This window comes from Bradyrhizobium sp. CCBAU 53351 (assembly GCF_015291745.1).
GTDB lineage: Bacteria > Pseudomonadota > Alphaproteobacteria > Rhizobiales > Xanthobacteraceae > Bradyrhizobium.
In genome coordinates this window covers 6988957-7010461 of sequence record NZ_CP030059.1, presented here as the reverse complement: position 1 = coordinate 7010461, position 21505 = coordinate 6988957, and the positions used below count along the sequence as shown (strand labels likewise).

General features: G+C 63.9%; 19 protein-coding genes. 11 read left to right on the top strand and 8 right to left on the bottom strand.

The window, feature by feature from the left end; all coding sequences use genetic code 11:
- Positions 1 to 100: 100 nt before the first annotated feature.
- From XH83_RS33390 to XH83_RS33375, 4 genes are all read right to left on the bottom strand, one after another.
- On the bottom strand, positions 101 to 1036 hold the full coding sequence (locus tag XH83_RS33390; RefSeq protein WP_194404808.1) for a transporter substrate-binding domain-containing protein: 936 nt from the start codon (positions 1034 to 1036) through the stop codon (positions 101 to 103).
- A 195-nt stretch (positions 1037 to 1231) separates the two neighbouring features.
- Positions 1232 to 1822 (bottom strand): SCO family protein, encoded by a 591-nt coding sequence (locus tag XH83_RS33385; RefSeq protein ID WP_194404807.1) that lies wholly within the window; start codon positions 1820 to 1822, stop codon positions 1232 to 1234.
- Positions 1823 to 1846: 24 nt separating this feature from the next.
- Positions 1847 to 2041, bottom strand: a complete 195-nt coding sequence (locus tag XH83_RS33380) for a hypothetical protein (RefSeq protein WP_194404806.1) — start codon at positions 2039 to 2041, stop codon at positions 1847 to 1849.
- A 108-nt stretch (positions 2042 to 2149) separates the two neighbouring features.
- Positions 2150 to 2671, bottom strand: coding sequence for a hypothetical protein (locus XH83_RS33375; protein WP_194404805.1), 522 nt, complete (start codon positions 2669 to 2671; stop codon positions 2150 to 2152).
- Positions 2672 to 2948: 277 nt separating this feature from the next.
- Here XH83_RS33375 and XH83_RS33370 point away from each other — a divergent pair, with 277 nt between their 5' ends.
- From XH83_RS33370 to XH83_RS33340, 7 genes are all read left to right on the top strand, one after another.
- A complete protein-coding gene (locus XH83_RS33370) occupies positions 2949 to 4607 on the top strand; it encodes an FAD-binding dehydrogenase (RefSeq protein ID WP_194404804.1) in 1659 nt (552 codons plus the stop codon).
- Between the two features lie 3 nt (positions 4608 to 4610).
- Positions 4611 to 5531 carry a PHB depolymerase family esterase gene (locus XH83_RS33365; RefSeq protein ID WP_194404803.1) on the top strand — a complete coding sequence of 307 codons (921 nt, stop codon included), beginning with the start codon at positions 4611 to 4613 and terminating at the stop codon, positions 5529 to 5531.
- A 115-nt stretch (positions 5532 to 5646) separates the two neighbouring features.
- A complete protein-coding gene (locus XH83_RS33360; protein ID WP_194404802.1) occupies positions 5647 to 5997 on the top strand; it encodes a RidA family protein in 351 nt (116 codons plus the stop codon).
- Between the two features lie 155 nt (positions 5998 to 6152).
- Entirely contained in the window at positions 6153 to 6518 is a 366-nt protein-coding gene (locus XH83_RS33355) for a nuclear transport factor 2 family protein (protein ID WP_194404801.1), read from the top strand.
- Between the two features lie 258 nt (positions 6519 to 6776).
- The gene (locus XH83_RS33350; protein WP_194404800.1) at positions 6777 to 9374 is read left to right on the top strand and encodes a ligase-associated DNA damage response DEXH box helicase; all 2598 of its coding nucleotides are present in this window, start codon (positions 6777 to 6779) and stop codon (positions 9372 to 9374) included.
- Between the two features lie 42 nt (positions 9375 to 9416).
- The gene (gene pdeM / locus XH83_RS33345) at positions 9417 to 10088 is read left to right on the top strand and encodes a ligase-associated DNA damage response endonuclease PdeM (RefSeq protein ID WP_194404799.1); all 672 of its coding nucleotides are present in this window, start codon (positions 9417 to 9419) and stop codon (positions 10086 to 10088) included.
- A gap of 295 nt (positions 10089 to 10383) precedes the next feature.
- Positions 10384 to 10815 carry a hypothetical protein gene (locus XH83_RS33340; protein ID WP_194404798.1) on the top strand — a complete coding sequence of 144 codons (432 nt, stop codon included), beginning with the start codon at positions 10384 to 10386 and terminating at the stop codon, positions 10813 to 10815.
- Positions 10816 to 10875: 60 nt separating this feature from the next.
- Here the strand turns inward: XH83_RS33340 and XH83_RS33335 are convergent, their stop codons facing one another.
- Together XH83_RS33335 and pyrE are read right to left on the bottom strand one after the other, a co-directional pair.
- On the bottom strand, positions 10876 to 11655 hold the full coding sequence (locus XH83_RS33335) for a DUF2865 domain-containing protein (protein WP_194404797.1): 780 nt from the start codon (positions 11653 to 11655) through the stop codon (positions 10876 to 10878).
- Between the two features lie 217 nt (positions 11656 to 11872).
- A complete protein-coding gene (gene pyrE, locus XH83_RS33330; protein WP_018320808.1) occupies positions 11873 to 12436 on the bottom strand; it encodes an orotate phosphoribosyltransferase in 564 nt (187 codons plus the stop codon).
- 185 nt (positions 12437 to 12621) lie between these two features.
- Here pyrE and XH83_RS33325 point away from each other — a divergent pair, with 185 nt between their 5' ends.
- Positions 12622 to 13248: a glutathione S-transferase family protein gene (locus XH83_RS33325; protein ID WP_194404796.1), complete on the top strand. Its 627-nt coding sequence runs from the start codon at positions 12622 to 12624 to the stop codon at positions 13246 to 13248.
- Between the two features lie 46 nt (positions 13249 to 13294).
- Here the strand turns inward: XH83_RS33325 and XH83_RS33320 are convergent, their stop codons facing one another.
- The gene (locus XH83_RS33320) at positions 13295 to 13930 is read right to left on the bottom strand and encodes a LysE family translocator (protein ID WP_194404795.1); all 636 of its coding nucleotides are present in this window, start codon (positions 13928 to 13930) and stop codon (positions 13295 to 13297) included.
- 352 nt (positions 13931 to 14282) lie between these two features.
- Here XH83_RS33320 and XH83_RS33315 point away from each other — a divergent pair, with 352 nt between their 5' ends.
- The 3 genes from XH83_RS33315 to XH83_RS33305 are packed head-to-tail and all read left to right on the top strand — an operon-like array spanning position 14283 to position 18422.
- Positions 14283 to 14606: a hypothetical protein gene (locus XH83_RS33315; RefSeq protein WP_194404794.1), complete on the top strand. Its 324-nt coding sequence runs from the start codon at positions 14283 to 14285 to the stop codon at positions 14604 to 14606.
- 14 nt (positions 14607 to 14620) lie between these two features.
- A complete protein-coding gene (gene grrM / locus XH83_RS33310) occupies positions 14621 to 15766 on the top strand; it encodes a cyclophane-forming radical SAM/SPASM peptide maturase GrrM/OscB (RefSeq protein ID WP_194404793.1) in 1146 nt (381 codons plus the stop codon).
- Positions 15720 to 18422, top strand: coding sequence for a hypothetical protein (locus XH83_RS33305; RefSeq protein WP_194404792.1), 2703 nt, complete (start codon positions 15720 to 15722; stop codon positions 18420 to 18422). Before grrM ends, XH83_RS33305 begins: the two co-directional genes overlap by 47 nt.
- Here XH83_RS33305 and polA read toward each other — a convergent pair.
- A complete protein-coding gene (polA, locus tag XH83_RS33300) occupies positions 18419 to 21499 on the bottom strand; it encodes a DNA polymerase I (protein ID WP_194404791.1) in 3081 nt (1026 codons plus the stop codon). The two genes, XH83_RS33305 and polA, sit on opposite strands and share 4 nt — an antisense overlap.
- Positions 21500 to 21505 lie beyond the last annotated feature (6 nt).

Genomic DNA, 21505 nt, shown 5'->3' with positions numbered 1-21505 from the left:
ATTCCGGGTCTGGTCCTTCGGACCATCCTTGGAGCGACAGTTCAACAATCTCGGGATTTCCGGGTTCGCGCTTCGCGCGCCCCGGAATGACGATTGATGGTCAGAACGGGCTCACCGAAAAATACCGCAGCCACAGGTCGGTGTAGCGGCCTTTTTCCCAGACGCGGAACAGCGCCCAGTTCAGGGCCTGGCGCAGCACGTCGTTGCCCTTGCGCACGGCGATGCCGATGCCTTCGCCGAAGAAGCGGCTCTCGACGAAGGGGCCGCCGGAGAAGGCGCAGCAATCGCCGGAATCGGTGCCGTTGATCCAGAACGCCAGCGAGATGGCGTCGCCGAAGATGAAATCGACCTCGCCCTTGCGCAAGGCTGCGCGCATCGCATCGTCACTTGGATAGGGATGCAGCTCGGCATCGGTGAACATGGCCTTGAGATAGGCCTCGTGCGCCGAGCCGGCGATGACGCCGACCTTCTTGCCCTCGAGATATTCGGGGCGGATTTCCGGCATCACCGCGTCCTTGCGCGAGGCGAAGCGCGCCGGCACGCGGTAATAGGGATCGGTGAAATCGACGCGGGCGCGCAGCTGCGGGCTCACCGCCATCGAGGCGATGATGGCGTCGCCCCGGTTGGAGGAGAGCGCGTCGACCAGCGTCTCGAAGCGACGCATCTGCACCGTGCAGGTGACCTTGATCTCCTCGCACAGGCTGCGGGCGAGATCGACGTTGAAGCCGGCCGGGTTGCCGTCGGCGCCGGTGTAGTTGAACGGCGGATAATCGGTCTCGGTCAGGAAGCGGATCACGGTCAGGCGCGACAGGTCGGGCCGCTCGGGGCGCCGCCGCGGGTCCCAGAAGCCGGGCACGGCCTGCGGGGCCGCCTGGGGCGCGACCTGCGGCGTAGCCTGGGGGGCCGCCGGGGCTTGCTTGGCGGGAGCCTGGGCGTTCGCGACGGGCGGGGCCGCGAGCAGGCAGGCGCCCACGACGAGCCCGGTCAGCAAGCTACGGGCAGATTTGGACGATTTCGCCTGTTGCGATGGAGCCATCGGCCGGAAATGAACGAATTTCGTTGGGATCGGAGGGCCTTATAGACCATCCGGCCGGGAAGGCGAGCCGAAATGCGGATAGGTGAAGGTCGTCCGCCGTCATGCCCGGGCATCCACGAACTTTCCGACCGCCCCAAGAACGTGGATGGCCGGGACGAGCCCGGCCATAACGACGTGGAATGCCTCGCTCGGCCCTCAGAGATACTTCTTCAAATCCGCCGCCGCCTCTTCCGGCGTCCGCTTCAGATTGAACGGGGAGACGAAGCGGCCGTCGCGGTCCATCAGGTAGATCAGCGCGGTATGGTCCATGGTGTAGTCGCCGTCCTTGGTCGGGACCTTCTTGGCGTAGACCCGGTAGGAGGTGACGACCTTGGCGGTCTCGGCGGGATCGCCGGACAGGCCTTCGAGGTGCGGATCGAAGCTCGACAGATATTCCTTCATGGTCGCCGGCGTATCGCGCTCGGGATCGACCGAGATGAAGACGGCGTTGACCTTGTCGGCATCCTTGCCCAGCGCGCGCAGCACTTCCGAGATCTCGAACAGCGAGGTCGGGCAGACGTCGGGGCAATGGGTGTAGCCGAAGAAGATCAAGGTCGGCTTGCCCTTCAGGTTCTTGTCGGTGACGGCCTTGCCGTTCTGGTCGGTGAGCTGGAACGGGCCGCCGATCGCGGCCGGCTGCGCCACCTTGCTGACCCCGCCCATGGCCCAGAACATGATCAGCAGCCCGACGACGAGGCTTGCGGCGAAGGCGGTCGCGATCACCAGCGGACGGGTGGCGGAGCTCATGAGCGGAAAACTTCCTGTCGCGGATCAGAAGCAGGCGGCGAAACCGGTCCTGATCATTTCGAAGAACATCTGCGTGCCGTAGTGGAACCACAGCGCCAGGGCGCCGAGGACGAGCAATCCGGAGGTCGCCGCGCCCGCCCACAGCAGCACGGAAGGCGTCCGGCCAGCAGTGGGCGAATTGTCCTGTAGCGGATGCGTCGGGTGCAGTGGTTGAGCCATGACAACGATCGGGGGGCGAAGGCCCCGGTTCCAAGCTCTCAGATAAGCTTTGGCCCGCCGGCGGGCAAGCCACGGGCGGGCCGAAACGGTTTCGTCAGGCTGAGAGGGTCAGTGCAGGAGCTGGCCCCGGGCAGATTCGATCTGGTCCGTTTGCGGGAGAGGACGCCGCGCCGGCTTGATGGTCGAGGCCTGCGCGTCCAGGTAGCAGGGCTTGTACATGGCCTGGAGCTGCCTGCCCTTCAGGAAGAGCATGTGCGGGGTGAGGCCGCCGCGCTGGCTGATCCAGCGCTTCACCTGCGAGGGGTACATCGCATAGAGCATCTGGGTCGCCTCGGCATTGGTGACGGCCCGGCCATTGCTGCCGAAATCCCAGGCTGCGTGGAAGCCGAGCGTCGCGCTCGAGGTCACGCAGATGCGGTCATGCGGGATGGCGCCGAGGACGATGGTGCAGGCGGATGCGCAGAGGCCGTCGATGATGACGGTCTCGCCTGATTGCCTGAGGTCCTGGTACTTGTCGACGTAGGTTCCAATCCGCCCACCGCGGTCATCCGCGATCCGAACCACCGCGTGAGAAGCCCCCATGCCAGCGATCAGCAGAACCGCCGCAAGCAACCCCGTGAGAAACTTCATTGGCCCCCGCCCCAGTCGAATTCGAATCTGCGTGTCAGGTGGTGATGCACGGCTAGCGTCCGTCGTAACCGAGGTTTTGTCTAGGCAGGCCGGCTGGCTCAAAACAAATTCAAATCCAGTGTTGCGTCCGCGCTGCACTCGAAGGGTCTCTATCCCAAAGTGGAACAAGTTAACGATGTCTTGCGCGCCACGCCCTTGATCTCAGTTACAACCGCTGGCTTCAATCCGGGCGATTACAGGGGGGAACTCATGGGGACGAACTTGGAGGGGGACATGCATGGCTGAGGAAACGGACGTCATCGTCGTCGGCGCGGGACTGTCGGGCCTCGTGGCCGCCACCGAGATTGCCGACGCCGGCAAGCGCGTGATCGTGGTCGATCAGGAAGGCGAGCAGTCGATCGGCGGCCAGGCATTCTGGTCGTTCGGCGGATTATTCCTGGTCGATTCGCCCGAGCAGCGCCGGCTCGGCATCAAGGATTCCTTCGACCTCGCCATGCAGGACTGGATCGGCGCCGCCGGCTTCGACCGCGACGAGGATTTCTGGCCGCGGCAATGGGCCGAGGCCTATGTCGCCTTCGCGGCCGGTGAGAAGCGCGCCTGGCTGCGGGCGATGGGCCATCGCATCTTTCCCGTGGTCGGCTGGGCCGAGCGCGGTGGTTATGACGCGATGGGCCACGGCAATTCGGTGCCGCGCTTTCACGTCACCTGGGGCACCGGGCCCGGCATCGTCGAGCCGTTCGAGCGCCGCGCGCGCGAGGCGATGAAGAGCGGCCGGCTGAGCTTCAGGTTCCGCCACCGCGTCGACGCGCTCTCGATCACTAACGGCACGGTGGATGGCGTCAGCGGCGCCGTGCTCGCCCCTGATAACGTCGAGCGCGGCCAGAGCTCGTCGCGCAACGTCGTCGGCGAGTTCGCGCTGAAGGCGCAGGCCGTGATCGTGGCGTCCGGCGGCATCGGCGGCAATCACGAGCTGGTCCGGCAGAACTGGCCGAAGCGGCTCGGAGATCCCCCGAAATTCATGATCTCCGGCGTGCCCGAGCATGTCGACGGCCGCATGATCGGTATCACGGAGACAGCGGGTGCGCGGCTGATCAACCGCGACCGGATGTGGCATTATGTCGAGGGCATCCAGAACTGGAATCCCATCTGGCCGCGCCACGGCATCCGCATCCTGCCCGGCCCCTCCTCGATGTGGTTCGACGCCACGGGTACGCGGCTGCCGGCACCGCTGTTCCCCGGCTCCGATACGCTCGGCCAGCTCAAATACATCATGTCGACCGGCTATGATTATTCCTGGTTCATCCTGACCCAGAGCATCATCAAGAAGGAGTTTGCGCTGTCGGGCTCCGAGCAGAACCCCGATTTGACCGGCAAGAGCTGGCGCATGACGATCAAGCGCGCCACCAACAAGGGTGCGCCGGCGCCGGTGGAGGCGTTCAAAAGCCATGGTGTCGACTTCATCGTGCGCGACAAGATCGAGGACCTCGTTGCGGAGATGAACAAGCTTGCCGGCAGCGACCTCCTCAAGCTCGAGCATATCAGGATGCAGATCGAGGCGCGCGACCGCGAGATCGCCAATCCCTACGTCAAGGATGCGCAGGTGATGAACATCCACAATGCGCGCCGCTATATCGGCGACAAGTTGATCCGCACCGCCTCACCCCACCGGATCCTGGATCCCGCGCAGGGGCCGCTGATCGCTGTCAAGCTCAACATCCTCACCCGCAAGACGCTGGGCGGCTTCGAGACCGATCTCGACTCGCGCGTGTTCGGCGGCGAGGGCAGTGTCATTCCCGGCCTCTATGCCGTCGGCGAGGCCGCCGGCTTCGGCGGCGGCGGCGTGCATGGTTATCGCTCGCTCGAAGGCACCTTCCTCGGCGGCTGTCTGTTCTCGGGCCGCAATGCGGGCCGCGCGGCGGCAAAGGCGGTCGGGTAGGTCATGCGGCATTGGATGCTGCGCATCGGCGCGCTGGTTGCGGCATTGGCCGCCGCATCGCCGGCATCCGCCGAGACGATCGACGTTAACGGTGCGAAGCGTTCCTACACCGCACAGCTGCCGGCCAGGAAGCCCGCACCGCTCGTCATCGTGCTGCATGGCAAGACCCAGCGCGGCGACGACATGATCTCGCGGACGGCTTGGCCGCAGGTCGCAAAGCGCGAGGGCCTGGCCGTGGTCTTTCCCGACGGCCTCAACCATGCATGGGCGGATGCACGAACGAAGGCGGGGCCCGCGCTTAGCGGGCCGCCTCCGGGCACCGACGACGTCGCCTTCATCGCAAAGCTCGTCGAGAAGCTGGTGGCTGACGGGACGGCCGATGCAAAGCGCGTGTTCGTCGCGGGCATCTCCAATGGCGGCGCCATGGCGATGACGCTGGCTTGCGCCCGCGCCGATTTGTTCGCGGCCGGCGCCAGCGTGATCATGAACCTCACGGACGAGGCCGCCGTCACCTGCCATCCGTCACGACCGCTGCCGATGCTGCTCATGAACGGCACGGCCGATCCGCTGGTGCCTTACGAGGGCGGACGCGGATCGAGCTATTATGCCGCAGACGGATTCTGGTCGACCGAGCAGACATTGGCGTTCTGGCGCAAGCTCAATGGCTGCGAGACGGGGGACGCGGCGGCGGCCGATCTGCCTGACAAGCCTCCTGCGGATCAGTCCACGGTCACCCGGATCACCTCGCGCTGTCCTGCAGGCCACGACGTCGTGCTCTACCGCGTCAATCATGGCGGTCATCGCATGCCCGGGTCTTCTCCGGATGCCCGCTTCCCCAGGGTCGCGACGAAGATGCTGGGGCCGCAGAACAGCGACATCGACGGCGCCGAGACGATCTGGGCTTTTTTCAGTCAGTTTCCGTAAGTGCGGCATGTGCGGCGGCGACGCATGCACCGCAGATAACGCATGCGTGCCGGGGGTGGCACCGCGAAGGGCTCTGGGCTAGACAGGGCCGCCATTCCAGTGAGGAGATCCGCAAATGAGCATCGAGCGTTTCGAAACCGGCCCGCGCATGAGCCAGGTCGTCGTGCACGGCAACACCGTCTATCTCGCCGGTGTCGTCGCCAACAAGGCCGCCGGCGAAAGCGTGACGAAACAGACCCAGGACATCCTGGCGACCATCGACGGCCATCTCGCCAAGGCCGGCACCGACAAGTCGAAGCTGCTCTCGGCCACGATCTACATCACCGACATGAAGACCTTCGGCGAGATGAACGCGGTGTGGGACGCCTGGGTCTCGCCCGGCAACACCCCCGCGCGCGCCACCGTCGAAGCCAAGCTGGCGGCGCCGCAATACACCGTCGAGATCATGGTGGTTGCCGCGAAGTAGTCTTCACGAGCAATTCGCATGCGATGGGGAGCGCGATGACGAGATCATCGCGCTCCTTTTTTTGCGCAAAGATGACCCGCGAGGTAATCGATCTGCGCGCGCGAACCTTCGATAGTCAGGGACAGCCGATCACGGCCCCATCGAAGGAGAGCACCATGACCGACCCCGTCACCATCGCCCGCCGCTACATCGAGCTCTGGAACGAGCGCACGGCCGGCCGACGCCGCGAGCTGCTCAGCGAGAACTGGACCAATGATGCGAGCTATGTCGATCCCCTGATGAAGGGCGACGGCCGCGACGGCATCGAGGCACTGATATCAGGCGTGCAGCAGCGCTTTCCCGATTTCAAATTCAAGCTGATCGGCGAGCCCAACGGCTACGGCGACCACATCCGCTTTTCCTGGGGACTTGGTCCCGACGGCACCGACAGCCCGATCAAGGGCACGGATTTCGCCGTGCTGAAGGACGGCCGGATCAGAAGCGTGACCGGATTTCTCGATCAGGTGCCGGCCGGGGCGTGAGGCCGCTGGCCCTCCTTGTACGGGGAGGAACCAATTCCGGCCTTCACAAGAGGTCGTCATGCCCGGACAAAAGCGCGAAGCGCGTCTCGCGCTAGATGTCCCGGGCATCCACGTTCTCGGTGCGCCGTCAGAAGGCGTGGATGGCCGGGACAAGCCCGGCCATGACGATCTAGAGACCCGCTCGCCTCGAATCGGCAGTGCGTACGCGAAGGCCCGCCCCCCTCGACGAAGCCATCGCCACGGCCTACCTGTCATGGTGTGACCCGCCGTATCCCTAGAATTCAGGCCGAGCCGGCCGCTCTGCTGCCTGGCCGCTTCCAGCAATGGTTTGCAGGCCGGGGCTGGTCGCCGCGCGCGCATCAATTGGCGCTGCTGGAGAAGGCGCGCGAGGACGCCAGCGCCCTGCTGATCGCACCGACCGGCGCCGGCAAGACGCTGGCGGGATTTCTGCCGACGCTGGTGGAGCTTTCGACGGAGGCGGCTGAGCGCAAGGCGGCTGAGAAGCAAAGCCTCGTCTCCACCGGCCGCGGCGTGCAACGTTCCGGCGGCCTGCACACGCTCTACATCTCGCCGCTGAAGGCGCTCGCCGTCGACATCGCGCGCAATCTGGAGCGGCCGATCGCGGAGATGGCGCTGCCGATCAAGGTCGAGACCCGCACCGGCGACACGCCGGTGTCGCGGCGCCAGCGGCAGCGGCGCTATCCGCCCGACGTGTTGCTGACGACGCCCGAGCAGCTTGCGCTGCTGTTGTCCTCCGACGACGCGCCGTTCCTGTTCTCGTCCCTCAAGCGAATCGTGCTCGACGAGCTGCACGCGCTGGTGACGTCCAAGCGCGGCGATCTGCTCTCGCTCGGGCTTGCACGGCTGTGGCGCCTGGCGCCGCAGATGCGCGCGATCGGCCTGTCGGCAACGGTGGCGGAGCCGGAGCAACTGGCGCGCTTCCTGGTGCCGCAACCCGATGGCCAGGAGCGGGCAGCCGACATCGTCGTCGCCGGCGGTGCCGCGCCGCCCGAGGTGGAGATGCTCGACACGCGCGAGCGCCTGCCCTGGGCCGGCCACAGCGCGCGCCACGCGCTGCCTGAGATCTACGAGCTGATCAAGGCGAACAAGACCACGCTGGTCTTCGTCAACACCCGCAGCCAGGCCGAGATGCTGTTCCAGAATCTCTGGAGCATGAACGATGACGGCCTTGCCATTGCGCTGCATCACGGCTCGCTCGACGTCGCCCAGCGCCGCAAGGTCGAGGACGCGATGTCGGCAGGACGCTTGCGCGGCGTGGTCTGCACCTCCTCGCTCGACCTCGGCGTCGACTGGGGCGATGTCGATCTCGTGGTCAATATCGGCGCGCCCAAGGGATCCTCGCGCCTGATGCAGCGGATCGGCCGCGCCAACCACCGCCTCGACGAGGCCTCGCGCGCGGTGCTGGTGCCCGCCAACCGTTTCGAAGTGCTGGAGTGCCGCGTCGCGATCGACGCCATCGCCGAGAACGCGCAGGACACGCCGCCCTTGCGCACGGGCGCGCTCGACGTGCTGGCCCAGCATGTGCTCGGCTGTGCCTGCGGCGAGCCGTTCCTCTCCGATGAGCTCTATGCCGAGGTGCGCACCGCAGCGCCCTACGCCGAGCTGTCGCGGCAGGATTTCGACGACGTCGTCGATTTCGTCGCCTCCGGTGGCTACGCCCTGAAGACCTATGAACGCTTCGCCCGCATCAAGCAGGACAAGGAGGGGCGCTGGCGCGTCGCAAATCCCAAGGTGCGGCAGAGCTACCGCATGAATGTCGGCACCATCGTCGAGGACGACATGCTGAAGGTGCGGCTGGTGCGTTCGCGCCGCGGCGGTGCGGGAAAGACAGGCGGATCGACCGGCGTGATCGCGCGCGGCGGCCGGTTGCTCGGCGAGATCGAGGAAGCCTTCATCGAGGGCCTCAGCCCCGGCGACACGTTCGTATTCTCCGGCGAGGTGGTGCGCTACGAAACATTGGTCGAGGACCAGGTCTACGTCTCGCGCGCGCATGACAAGGACCCGAAGGTACCGTCCTATATGGGCGGCAAGTTTCCGCTCTCGACTTATCTCGCCGAACGCGTGCGCCGGCTGCTCGATGACGGCCGCGCATGGGGCGGCTTGCCGGAGCAGGTGCGCGACTGGCTGTCGCTGCAGAAGGATGTCAGCAAAGTGCCTGCGGTGCGTGAGCTGCTGGTCGAGAGCTTTCCGCGCGCCAACAAGCATTATCTGGTCTGCTATCCCTTCGAAGGCCGGCTCGCGCATCAGACCCTCGGCATGCTGCTGACGCGGCGGCTGGAGCGCGCCCGCGCGCGGCCGCTCGGCTTCGTCGCCAATGAATATGCGGTGGCGATCTGGGCGCTCGGCGATCTCTCCTTCATGATCCGCGACGGCCGGATCGATCTCGACGCGCTGTTCGACCCCGACATGCTCGGCGACGATCTCGAGGCCTGGCTTGCCGAATCCGCGCTGATGAAGCGCACCTTCCGCAACTGCGCGATCATCTCCGGCCTGATCACGCGCCGGCACACCGGCGAAGAGAAGAGCCGCCGCCAGGTGCTGTTCTCGACCGATCTCGTCTATGACGTGCTGCGCAAGCATCAGGCCGATCACGTCCTGTTGCGCGCCGCGCGCGCCGATGCCGCCACCGGCCTGCTCGATTTGCGCCGCCTCAGCGACATGCTGATGCGCATCCAGGGTCGCATCACGCTGCGGGAACTCGACCGCGTTTCTCCGCTGGCTGTCCCCGTGATGCTGGAAATCGGCCGCGAGTCAGTTTATGGCGAGGCTGCAGACGAGCTTTTGGCCGAAGCCGCCGACGAGCTCGTCAAAGAGGCGATGGATAGAAGCGGGTAAGACGTGACGACAGGCGCGCAGGTTTCAGGGGATGTCGACGACATGCGCGTGTCCACAGTCACCGTCAGCGATGTGACCTTCGCCGCCGATCTCTCCGGCGCGCTGTTCTGGGAGGAGCAGCGCCTGCTCGTCGTCTCCGACCTGCATCTGGAAAAAGGCTCCAGCTTCGCCATGCGCGGCGTGCTGCTGCCACCTTACGACACGCTGGCGACGCTGAGCCGTCTCGCTGCTGTCATCTCCCGCCATGATCCGCGCACCGTGATCGCGCTCGGCGACAGCTTTCACGACCGCACGGCGCACGAGCGGTTGTCGCCTGATGATCGCGAGGCCGTTGCCGCGCTGCAGGCCGGGCGCGACTGGATCTGGATCTCCGGCAACCACGATCCGATGCTGCCGCGCGATCTCGGCGGCACCGTCGCCGAAGAGGTCGCGATCGGCCCGATCACGTTTCGCCACGAGCCGACCGGCGCACACGGCGAGATCGCCGGCCATCTCCATCCCAAGGCGCGCGTCTCCGCGCGCGGCCGCTCCATGGAGCGCCGCTGCTTCGCCTGCGACGGGATGCGCGCGGTGATGCCGGCGTTCGGCGCTTATGCCGGCGGCCTCAGCATCCGCGACGCCGCTTTCGCCAAGATCTTTCCGGCCAATGGCTTCGTCGCTCACCTGCTCGGCGACCGCCGCGTCCATGCCATTGCGGCCTCACGCTGCTCTTGAGCCGGCCGAATAGGACAGCACTACGTTCGGTAGTTTTCCGGAATCGCCCAAGCGCGTTGCCGGCTCTAACGTCACGCTTGCCGGGGCTGGCATTTCTGATCCCGAACAAGATTGTAACCGGCAAGGGGCCGCTGCGAGGCGGCCCCTTTCGATTCCGGCGCCCAGGCAGGCCAGCGGGGATCATGATCGATTACAGAACGAATTAAGAACACTTTAGCAAGTCTTTGATATATCATTGTGATTCGGCGCGTTGCCGACACAATATCTAGCGTCTGTCAGACTTTGCGAGGACTAGATGTCCACCATCGCCTTCGATCAATTTGCCCTCACCCGGATCGCTGATTTCGCGCGCTCGCTGTCGCGGCTGCATCAGGCAGCGCGGCGCCAGCGCATCGACGACGACCAGTTCGACCGCGAGTTCAACGCGGTGTGCCAGTCGATCTGGGGCTACACCATCGACGACGTCAGCGACGATCTGTTTTCGACCGAGGATCATCTGTTTCTCGACACGCTGGACGAAGCCCAGGCGCGCATCTTCGCGGCCGAGCAGGGCTACGACCTTGTCGGCGACCAGGGCATGCTGACCGATTGGTGGGGCTTCTGCTGGATGATCCTGGCCGAGAAGCGCGGCCTCCTGACGCCGGACAACCGCGCCGCCGCGCGCGCGGCGATCGAGGAGAAGTATCTGGCCGCGCCGAACGTGATCGGGGTGATCATCGGGAGGTGATCGCCGTGCCCCGGACAAAGCGCATCGCTTCGCGCTGCGTCGCCGTCCGGGATGCGAGAGCTACTCCAACCCCGCCCGCTTCGCCGGCTTCTGCGCCGTCGTCTTCGGCACTGTCACGCTGGGCAGCGGCTCGCGCACGATCTCCGCGGCGGGCGTATCCGCCGACACTGTTTCCGCGCGCACCGGCGCCACTTTCATTTCGCCGAGCCGCGCGCGGACCTGGGCGGTGAGGCCGGGATAGGAGGCGACCGGGGTGAAATCCGCAGCCTGGTCGTTGCCGACGCGGATGCCGGTATAGGCGACGAGCCCGTCGGTGGTGGCAATCACGTCACCGGCTTTCAGCGAGGAATCCAGCGCGAGATCGACCGGGGCAAGGCCGACCGGCTCGCGGCCGTTGCAGGTGCAATCGGCCCGCAGCGCCTTGCGATAGGCGAACGCGTTCTCGCTGTCGGCGTAGCGCTCGCCGGTCTGCGAGGCGGCACCGTCGATCGAGGAGCCGAAATAGACCTTGGTCGCGCTGGCGGGACAGAACGCCTGGCACATCTGCGCCGGTGAGGTGAGGCCGCGCATCAGCGGAAAATATTTGCCGTCGCAGCTGCGCACGCAGAAGGCAGGTCCCGAGCCGCCCGCCGCCGCCGCGCGGGTCGGTGGCACATATTGCGGGTTTGCGGCGTTCTGTTGCCCGGTGAAGGGATCGGCGTAGGAGCTCGCCTGCTGCGGCACCTCGCGCTGCGGACGCTGCTGCTGCATGCCGCCGAAGAAGAAGTCGAACAGGCCTTCGGCCGAGACCGGGGCGGGAGCCGCAAGCAGCGGTGCTGCGAGGGTGGCGGCCACAAGCATCGCGCGACGCCGCCGGCGCGCATGGGACAGGACTGTACGCAACGCTCACTCCACCCGACGCTACTGAACCGGCCGGGACCTCAGGGGATCTCAGCACATGATTCACCATAAGGCGGGATGGTAAATGAGCGGTTGAGGGGGAGTGGTTCGGAACAGGGCGAGGTTTCGTCATGCCCGGGGCAAGCCCAGGCACGACGGCGGAGAAAGTTCTGCCGTCTTACGCCTTCAAGAACTCCGAGGCCTTGTACAGCGAGCGGAACGGCAGGCCGGCCGCGCCGAACGTGTCGGTGGCGCCTTCTTCGCGATCGACCATGGTCAGCACCAGCACCACTTCGGCGCCGGTCTCGCGTACGGATTCCACGGCCTTCATCGCCGAGCCGCCGGTCGTGGTGACGTCCTCGACGATCACGACGCGTTTGCCTGCGAGCGTCTCGCCCTTGGGCAGGCCCTCGATCGCGAGCTTGGCGCCGTGCTCCTTCGGCTTCTTGCGCACGAAGAACGCCGCGATCGGATGGCCCTTGATCCAGGAGATCTGCGCCAGCGCGCCGGCCAGCGGCACCGCGCCCATCTCGAGGCCGCCGATGAAATCGAGATTGTCGTCTTTCAGCGCCTCGTAAGTCAGCTCGGCGAGCAGGGTCGCTCCCTCCGGGTCGAGCATGGTCGGCTTGAGGTTGAAGTAGAAATCGCTCTTGCGGCCCGACGCGAGCGTCACCTCGCCGCGGCCGAAGGAGCGCCGGCGGATGATTTCGAACAGGCGGGCGCGGGAGGCAGATTTCGACACGACGGTCCCTCGAACAGCTTTTTGGAGGAGGCGGAATTTATCCGCGACGGCTGCGACATTCCAGAGGGGGCGTCCCTCGTCAACAGGGATCGGCCATCCAGGCCTGCCGGTTGTGGGGCTGCGGCCTTCTGGAGTAGTTGAGAGCCCGGATCGGGCACGACGCCTGCCTGGGGAAGGAAACGGGAATGACCATCGAGCTGCACACCTGGAACACGCCGAACGGCCGCAAGATCTCGGTCGCGCTGGAGGAGATGGGCCTGCCCTACAGGGTGATCCCGGTCAACATCACCAAGGGCGAGCAGATGGCGCCCGAGTTCCTCAAGCTGTCCCCGAACAACAAGATTCCCGCGATCGTCGACCCCGAGGGCCCGGACGGCAAGCCTGTCAGCATCTTCGAGTCCGCCGCGATCCTGCTCTATCTCGGTGAAAAGACCGGCAAATTCCTGCCGAAATCGCTCGCCGGCCGCGTCCCCGTCTACGAATGGCTGATGTGGCAGATGGGCGGCTTCGGCCCGATGCCCGGCCAGGTGCATCATTTCATCGCACTCGAGAACGAGCAGGACCGCGCTTATGGCCTGAAGCGCTACATGGCGGAGACGCGCCGGCTCTACGGCGTGCTCGACCGACGCCTGGCGGACCACGACTTCGTCGCCGGCGACCTCTCGATTGCCGATTTTGCCATCCTGGGCTGGGCCTGGCGTCACCCTCGCCACAAGGTTGATCTGGCCGACTTCCCCAACGTCAAGCGCTGGTATGAGGCCCTGATGGCCCGTCCGGCCGTGAAGCGGGGGATGGACGCGAAGCTGGATTGAGATTTCTCCTGCCTCGCCCCGCTTGCGGGGGGAGGCAACAACCGCCTCACACCTTTTTCGCTTCCACCGCCATCCGCAGCGCGAGCCCGGCCAGCACCGTGCCCATCAGCCAGCGCTGCACCAGCATCCAGCTCGGCCGGCTCGCCAGGAACAACGCGATCGATCCGGCGGCCAGCGCGATCATCGCGTTGACACTGACGCTGATCGCGATCTGGATCGCGCCCAGCACCACCGACTGCGTCAGCACGCTGCCGGCGGCGGGATCGATGAATTGCGGCAGCAGCGCCAGATAAAGCATCGCGATCTTCGGGTTGAGCAGGTTGGTGACGAAGCCCATCGCGAACAATTTGCGCGGGCTGTCGATCGCGAGCTTCCGGACCTGGAACGGCGAGCGGCCGCCCGGCTTCACCGCCTGCCAGGCGAGCCAGAGCAGATAACCCGCGCCGGCAAAGCGCAACGCGTCATAGGCCAAGGGGATGGCGAGCAGCAGCGCGGTGATGCCGAACGCCGCGCACAACATGTAGAACACGAAGCCGAGCGCCACGCCGCCGAGCGAGACGATGCCCGCCGCAGGCCCTTGCGTGATCGAGCGCGAGATCAAATAGATCATGTTCGGTCCCGGCGTCAGCACGAGACCGAGGCAGACGAGGGCGAAGCCGAGCAGGGCGGAGGTGTGGGGCATGGGCGAACCGGTGCGGGAGATGCAGCGGTTCTAATATGCAAGGTGCGGCGGAGCCATCGCGCAATTGCTCGGAGGACAATACAAGGCCTGCTGTTTCAGGCGCCCTCTCTGCAGCACGTTGCCGCGATCGGGGTGCGGCCTTAACCACGAAATTGGATGACGAAGATTGGCCAACTCGGCCCATGCCATGTCCGGGGCGAGAGCTCGGGTCTTCGTTGCAATGCGAAATTGTCAGTCACATGGCCCACATCCGATGCGCCCCAAATTCTCGTCGGGTTGAGTATATCCATGGGGTTTACCTGAACGGGCATCTGAGTGTAACATTCAATCCGCAGGAGGACAGAAGCACTCCATGAAGCCGCTGATCAAATGCGTCGCTCGGATTTTTCAGTTGGCAGTTCGGCGCTCGGCATGGCTGGGGGCTGCGGCCCTCCTGGGGGGTGCTCCCGCGCAGGCTGCCTCACCTCCTTTTGAGCCAGCTGCTTCGAAGTCGATCCCAGAGCGAGTTGCGGCCGTGCGCGAGCGCATGGCGCTGGAAGGCTCGAAGCCCGGCAATCCGGTGTTCTATCGTCTGAGCCAGTTCTTCAATTTTCCGAACTTTCCAAACTTCAACAACTTTCCGAATTTCCCCAATTTTCAGAACTTTCCGAACTTTCCAAATTTTCCAAAATTCTAGCCAAGAGCTTTCAAATGCGGACTGCCTTAGTGCCCCGTCCGTCGATCGAAATGCTGGTCCTGCAGTCGACGCCGTTCTGTAATCTCGACTGCTCATATTGCTATCTGCCTGACCGCAATTCGAAGCGCAAAATGTCGATGGCAACCGTCGAGCGCACCTTTGAGAAGGTGTTCAGAAGCCCGTTCTTGTCGGGACACCTCACGGTCCTTTGGCACGCCGGCGAGCCGCTGGTTCCCGGTACCGCATATTACGCAGATGCGTTTGCGGTCATCGAGCGGCTGCGTCCCGCCGACTTAGTCGTCAGCCATAGCATCCAGACCAACGCCACTCTCCTGAATGAGGAATGGATTGATCTCTTTCGCGCCCATGACGTGCGCGTCGGCGCGAGCATTGACGGTCCGCAGGAGATCAACGATCGTAGCCGTAAGACGCGTTCGGGCGGGGGCAGCTTCGAGCAAACAATGCGTGGCATTCGCTTGTTGCAGGAGCACCGTTATCCATTCCATGTGATCACTGTACTGACGCAGCAATCGCTCCAGCAGCCGCAACAACTATTCGACTTCTATGTCGCCAACGGGATTGAACGTATCGCCTTCAATGTTGAGGAGATCGAGGGGGTTCACGGCACCTCCTCTTTGTCCGGCGAGGGCGCCGATCGGAACGTCCGCCGCTTCTACGAAACGTTCATGGCTCTGACAGAGTCTGCCGGCGCCAAGATCGAGGTGCGCGAATTCGTTGGTGCATTCGATGCGATCGCCAGGCCCGAAAGCGCTGGCTACGGCAATCCGCTTGCCGAGCCGCTCCGTACGCTTTCCATTGGAGCCAATGGCGAAATCAGTACTTTCTCGCCTGAACTCCTCGGCTACGCCAGCCCACGTCATGGCCATCTTGTTTTTGGGAATATCCACCAGCACGAGATCGCGGATGTGCTGCAGGATTCCACCTTCCTCGCGGTGAGCGAGGAAATCGCGAGCGGACAGGCCCGCTGCAGAACGAGCTGCGAATATTTTTCAATCTGTTTGGGAGGATCGCCGGCCAACAAGCTGTTCGAGAACGGAAGGTTCGACAGCACTGAGACATTATTTTGCCGGCTGAGCAAGAAGGCAGTCATCGATGTCGTATTGGGACGTATGGAAGCAGAACTTCACCTCGCTCTATGAACGGTTGAACGCAAGTCTGCAATCCACCACCGGAATCCTGACGTCAAATCCATTGGCCGTGCTCATCTTGATTGCCGTGGTCGCCGCAGGATCAATCGAGGCATATCGACACCGGTTGAAGCTGACCAGCCTGCTGGAGAACGGCAAAGACGGCAAAATCATCGTCAACAGTCCGACAGTCTATACGCGCCAACGTTTGGTCAATGACCGTCTGGATCAGGCGCGATGGCTCAGGAAACAGCTTGATTATACCGAACTGGACAAGCGCGAGTCCGAATTCAGGAGCATCGACGCGATTCATAAAGTGGCCAGCGAGCAACGCGCGACCATCAGCGGCGGCGTATCGCGATCGCCATCGACCGATGATGTGTCAAAGAAAGAAGATGCCAACTCGAAGAAGGATCAGGCGGATATAGCGGTCGAATCCACCACGATGTCGCAATTTCGCGCAAAAAATGCGTATCGGGAGGAAGTCAGATCAGAGATCACGCAAACGGAACTCGATGATAGGCATGACATCAAGGGCAATACCATCTTTCGGCTGACGTTCGACACGTCAATAGTTGCCAGCACCAAGCGAGGTTCTGTTGCGGCCATCGTCGTGAGGTTGAGTCATGATCCGGAGCATGAGCAGGCGACTTGGATCAAAAATCTGTACGAAAAGGATTACCAGGATCTCTTTGAGGAGTGGGCGACCAAATTCCAAGACAATATATCTTCGTCCATGGAGAAAGTAGCGCAGTCAATTGACTCCGCGTTTCCCGACCAGCGCCTGCGACTGCTGTTCAACGATTTTTTGCTGCGACGTGTCTGTCAGTTTGCTCGTGGCGATGTGGACCTGCGCAAAGGTCCGTTGCCTTGCCGGGCTGGCGACAGGGAGAAGGCGGAGGAGTTGCTTGCATCTTATACGGCGCGGCGTCTTGCGCTGCTGCGCGATACCAAAGACAAGATATTCTGGGAGTCTCTAACAAATCTTAGAGATAACCCGAGTCTAATATTTCCGAATGTTTCGAGGGAATCGTTCATCGCCTCCGCAGCCAATATTTGCGTCAACAGCAACGGGGCCAATTCGATCGAAATTTGGCGATTGGGAATAAAGCCGGCGCAGCAAATGCAGACCGCCGGCGGTTCGCAGCAAAGTTCGGGAGCGCAAGATGCAAGCTCCCCAAATCCATCCGGGGTGTCACTCAATTCCGGCTCAAATCTGTCTCTTACGCAAATAGGCTGCCCGTTCTCCGACAGCCTTAGAGAGCGCCTCGTCTCGGGCGTGATGTTGTACGAAAAGCTCTTTGCAATTGTGTCGCTGAAGAAACAGGACAAACAGGACGAGCAGTCCGGGCAGAAGCAGGGCGAGCAGACTGATTATGGCAATCTAGCCAGACTGGTGGCTGGTGATCTCCTCGACTGCAATGTGATCGAGGATTGCTTTGTCACTCCCCGTCGGCTCAGGTGTTTCTCGGCGGATTTTCTGAAATCGAAGCTTGACGAGTTCGCGAATCCTTCAGCTAGACGTTTGAGACGCATCGGCAGTTTCCTGACATTGCGAGTGGTTGGGCGTGAAACGGTGGATTGCAATCTCGCAGTGTCTCCCTTTCCAAAGGAGTTTGAGGCGGAGGCAAGTCCGGCGTTGCTGGCTTCCAACCCGCCATATCTCCAGGCATTTGTAGAGGCGCTGAACGAAGGTACGGATGCGTTCGCGTACAGCGTGACGCCGAAGAATCTCTCCGAGAATATCTCGACAAGTGCTGAAACCCGAGATGCCTATGAACTGCTCATGAGGGCCGAGGGAAAGGGAGTCGACTTCGCCAACTTTCTGAATAAGCGGTCCCGTGACTACCGAGCCATAGTGTCCCATCCGATCGTCGTCGGATTCGGCGCCTCCGACTACTCGTCAGCGACCACGCGGGGCTCCTCAATTCGGGACGTCGATTTCGGCTGGATCGTGGCCGGGCGGATGACCGAGGATGACACATTCGAGCAGATCGATGGGCAATACCCCCTTTCTGCTTTCATTTCGGTCCCTGGATGGTGGCAGACCGTCAAAGTATCAATTGCAACGTGCTGGCTCAGCCGAAGCGATGTATCCGAACTCGCGCCAATTCTCTCGGCGAAGAATATATGTCCGGGCATCGAGGCTGCGAACGACAATATTCCCGTTCGCCTACCGGCGGCCGTACCCGAAATATCTCACAAGCTGGGATTTGACGTAGTGAGGCAGCCGTCCATCTTCAATCCGAAGCAGCAAGAATTGATCGTCGGGCAGGCTGGCGCTTTGCTGATCGAGGGACAGAGACTTTGGCGGAGCACGGAAGTCACGGCAGGCGCGCAGCGTGCTGATAAGATTACGATCCTGCCAAATATGGAAGGGATCCTTGCGGAATTCGAATGCGTGCTGCCTCCATCTGGCGACCGAGAGGTGTTGACGCGTCAGTCGGTCGACGCCGACCAGACGGTCACGAATGATCTCGTGCGCGTCTGGACCAGCGAAGGGGTGGCCGAGCCGTTGCCCGTGAGGTTTATCTGGCCGACGAAGGTAGCCGGCAAGCACCAGAAGGTAGCTTGTGACCAGAGAAGCTCGGATCAGCCAAGTAAGTCGAAATCAAAAACCGACCTTCCCAGCGGTGCCGGCGTTGCTCCAGGCGCACCACCGTCCTAATGCGCCTCGTCCCAGTTGTTCGCCGCGCGCGCATCCACATGCAGCGGCACCGACAGCAGCACGGCCGGAAACGGCGCGTCCTGCATCACGTGCTGCACGACGGGCAGCGTCGCCTCGACCTCGGCGTCCGGGACCTCGAAGATCAGTTCGTCGTGCACCTGCAGTAGCATCTGCGCCGACAGCTTCTTGGCGGCGAGCGCGTCCTCGACCCGCGTCATGGCGCGGCGGATGATGTCGGCGGCGGTGCCTTGCAGCCGCGCGTTGATCGCGGCGCGCTCGTTGAAGGCGCGCACCGAGGCGTTTGAGGCCTTGATATCAGGGTAGTGGCACTTGCGGCCGAACAGCGTGGTGACATAGCCGTGGCTGCGGCAGAAGTCCCGCGTCTCGTCCATGTAGGCGCGGATGCCGGGGAAGCGCTCAAAATACTTCTTGATGTAGGCGGAGGCTTCCTCGCGCGCGATGCCGAGCTGGTTGGCGAGGCCGAAGGCCGAGATGCCGTAGATGATGCCGAAATTGATCGCCTTGGCGCGGCGGCGGATCTCGCTCGGCATGCCCTTGATCGGCACGCCGAACATTTCGGACGCCGTCATCGCGTGGATGTCGAGCCCATCGCGAAAGGCCTGCTTCAGCACGGGAATGTCGGCGATCTCCGCGAGCAACCGCAGCTCGATCTGCGAATAGTCGGCGGAGACCAGCTTGTGCCCGGGCGTGGCGATGAAGGCACGGCGGATTTTCCGGCCGTCCTCGGTACGCACGGGGATGTTCTGCAGGTTCGGCTCGTTCGACGACAACCGGCCCGTTGTAGTCGCGGCCAGCGCGTAGGTCGTGTGCACGCGATGGGTCTGCGGGTTGACATAGGTTGGCAGCGCGTCGGTGTAGGTCGATTTCAGTTTCGAGACCTGGCGCCACTCCAGGATCTTCTTCGGGAAGTCGTGGCCCTGCTCGGCGAGCTCGTCCAGCACTTGCGCGGTGGTCGACCATGCGCCGGTCTTGGTCTTGGTGCCGCCTGACAGTCCCATCTTGCCGAACAGGATGTCGCCGATCTGCTTGGGGCTGCCGACATTGACCGGCTCGCCCGCGATCTCCTGGATCTCGGCCTCGACCCGCGCTGCGGTCTGGGCGAAATCGCCTGACAGGCGCGACAGCACCTGGCGGTCGATCGAGATGCCGCGCCGCTCCATGCGCGCAAGCACCGCGACCAGCGGCCGCTCCAGGGTCTCGTAGACCGCGGTCATGTGCTCGGCGACGAGGCGCGGCTTCAGCACGCGCCAGAGCCGCAAGGCGACGTCGGCGCCTTCGGCCGACAGCGCCGCGGCCTTGTCGATAGGCACCTGGTCGAAGGTGATCTTGCCCTTGCCGCTGCCGAGCAGCTCGTTTTCCTTCAGCATGGCATGGCCGAACCAGCGCTCGGACAGCGAGTCCAGTTCCTGCGAGCCCCGGCCGGCATCGAGCACGTAAGAGATCAGCTTGGCGTCGTCGGTGTTGCGCAAAATGATGCCGTGCTGCGCCAGCATCACGGCGGCGAATTTGACGTCGAAGCCGATCTTGAGAATGCCTGCCGATTCCAGCACCGGCCGCAGCGCTTGGATCGCTTCTTCGTGCTTGACCTGGTCGGGCGCGAGGCCGGCGTCGAACAGGCCTGCACCGCCGCCGGACTGCTTGTGCGCCAGCGGTACGTAGCAGGCATCGTTCGGCGCCAGCGCCAGCGCGATGCCGCAGAGATCGGCCTGCATCGGATCGATGGAGTTGGCCTTGATCTCGATCGCGACATGCCCGGCTTCATGAATGCGCGCGATGAAGGCGCTGAGCTCCCTCGGCGACTTGATCGCCTGATATTTGCTGCGGTCGACCGGCAGCTTGCGCATGGCCTCTTCCCGCGCGGCAGCCAGCGAGACCGGCGCGCCCTTCAGGCTCGCCGATTTGTCGCCCTTGTCGCCGCCCGTCGGGCCCGCAGCAGGGGTCGCGAAGAGATCGCCGGAATCCCCTGATGGCTTTGCTTTCGCCGCGCCATCGCCGCCCCGGGCGCTGCTGCTGTTGCTCGCATCGGCGTCGACATTGGCGGGATCGATCTGCGAATAGTCGGCGACGCGGCGCGTCAGCGTGGTGAACTCCATCGCCTTGAGGAAGGCGATCAGCTTGCGCGCGTCGGGCTCGTGGACGGCGAGGTCGTCGAGCGGCACGTCCAGCTTCACCTTGTCGTCGAGCAGCACGAGCTTGCGCGAGATCCGCGCCTTCTCGGCGTTCTCGAGCAGCGCCTCGCGCCGCTTCGGCTGCTTGATTTCGCCGGCACGGAACAGCAATTGGTCGAGGTCGCCATATTCGGTGATCAGCTGCGCCGCGGTCTTGATGCCGATGCCGGGCACGCCGGGCACGTTGTCGGTGGAATCGCCGGCCAGGGCCTGCACCTCGACGACCTTGTTCGGCGGCACGCCGAACTTCTCGATCACCTCGGGGATGCCGATGCGGCGGTCCTTCATGGTGTCGTACATCGTGACGCAATCGGTCACGAGCTGCATCAAATCCTTGTCGGAGGACACGATGGTCGCGCTGGCGCCGCGCTCGCAGGCCTCGCGCACATAGGTCGCGATGAGGTCGTCGGCCTCGAAGCCGCCTTGCTCCAGGCAGGGCAGGTCGAAGGCGCGCACCGCTTCGCGGATCAGCGCGAATTGCGGGATCAGATCGTCGGGCGCCGGCGGCCGGTGTGCCTTGTATTCGGGGTAGATCGCGTTGCGGAAAGTGACCTCGGACTTGTCGAAAACGATGGCGAGGTGCGTCGGCCGGTTGTCGGCGGGCATGTCACGCAGCAGCTTCCACAGCATGTTGCAGAAGCCGAGCACGGCGTTGACCTGCAGCCCGTCGGACTTGCGGTTCAGCGGCGGCAGCGCGTGGTAGGCGCGGAAGATGTAGGAGGAACCGTCGACCAGGAACACGTGGTCGCCCTTGCCGGCGGCCTTCGCCGCAACCGGTTTGGCAGCAGCTGGCGCGGCGGCCGCCTTGGCAGCAGGCTTATCGGCGGCTTTCGGCGTGGCAGACTTGGTGTCAACCTTGGCGGGGGTCTTCGGGGAGGTTTTTGGCATGGCCGC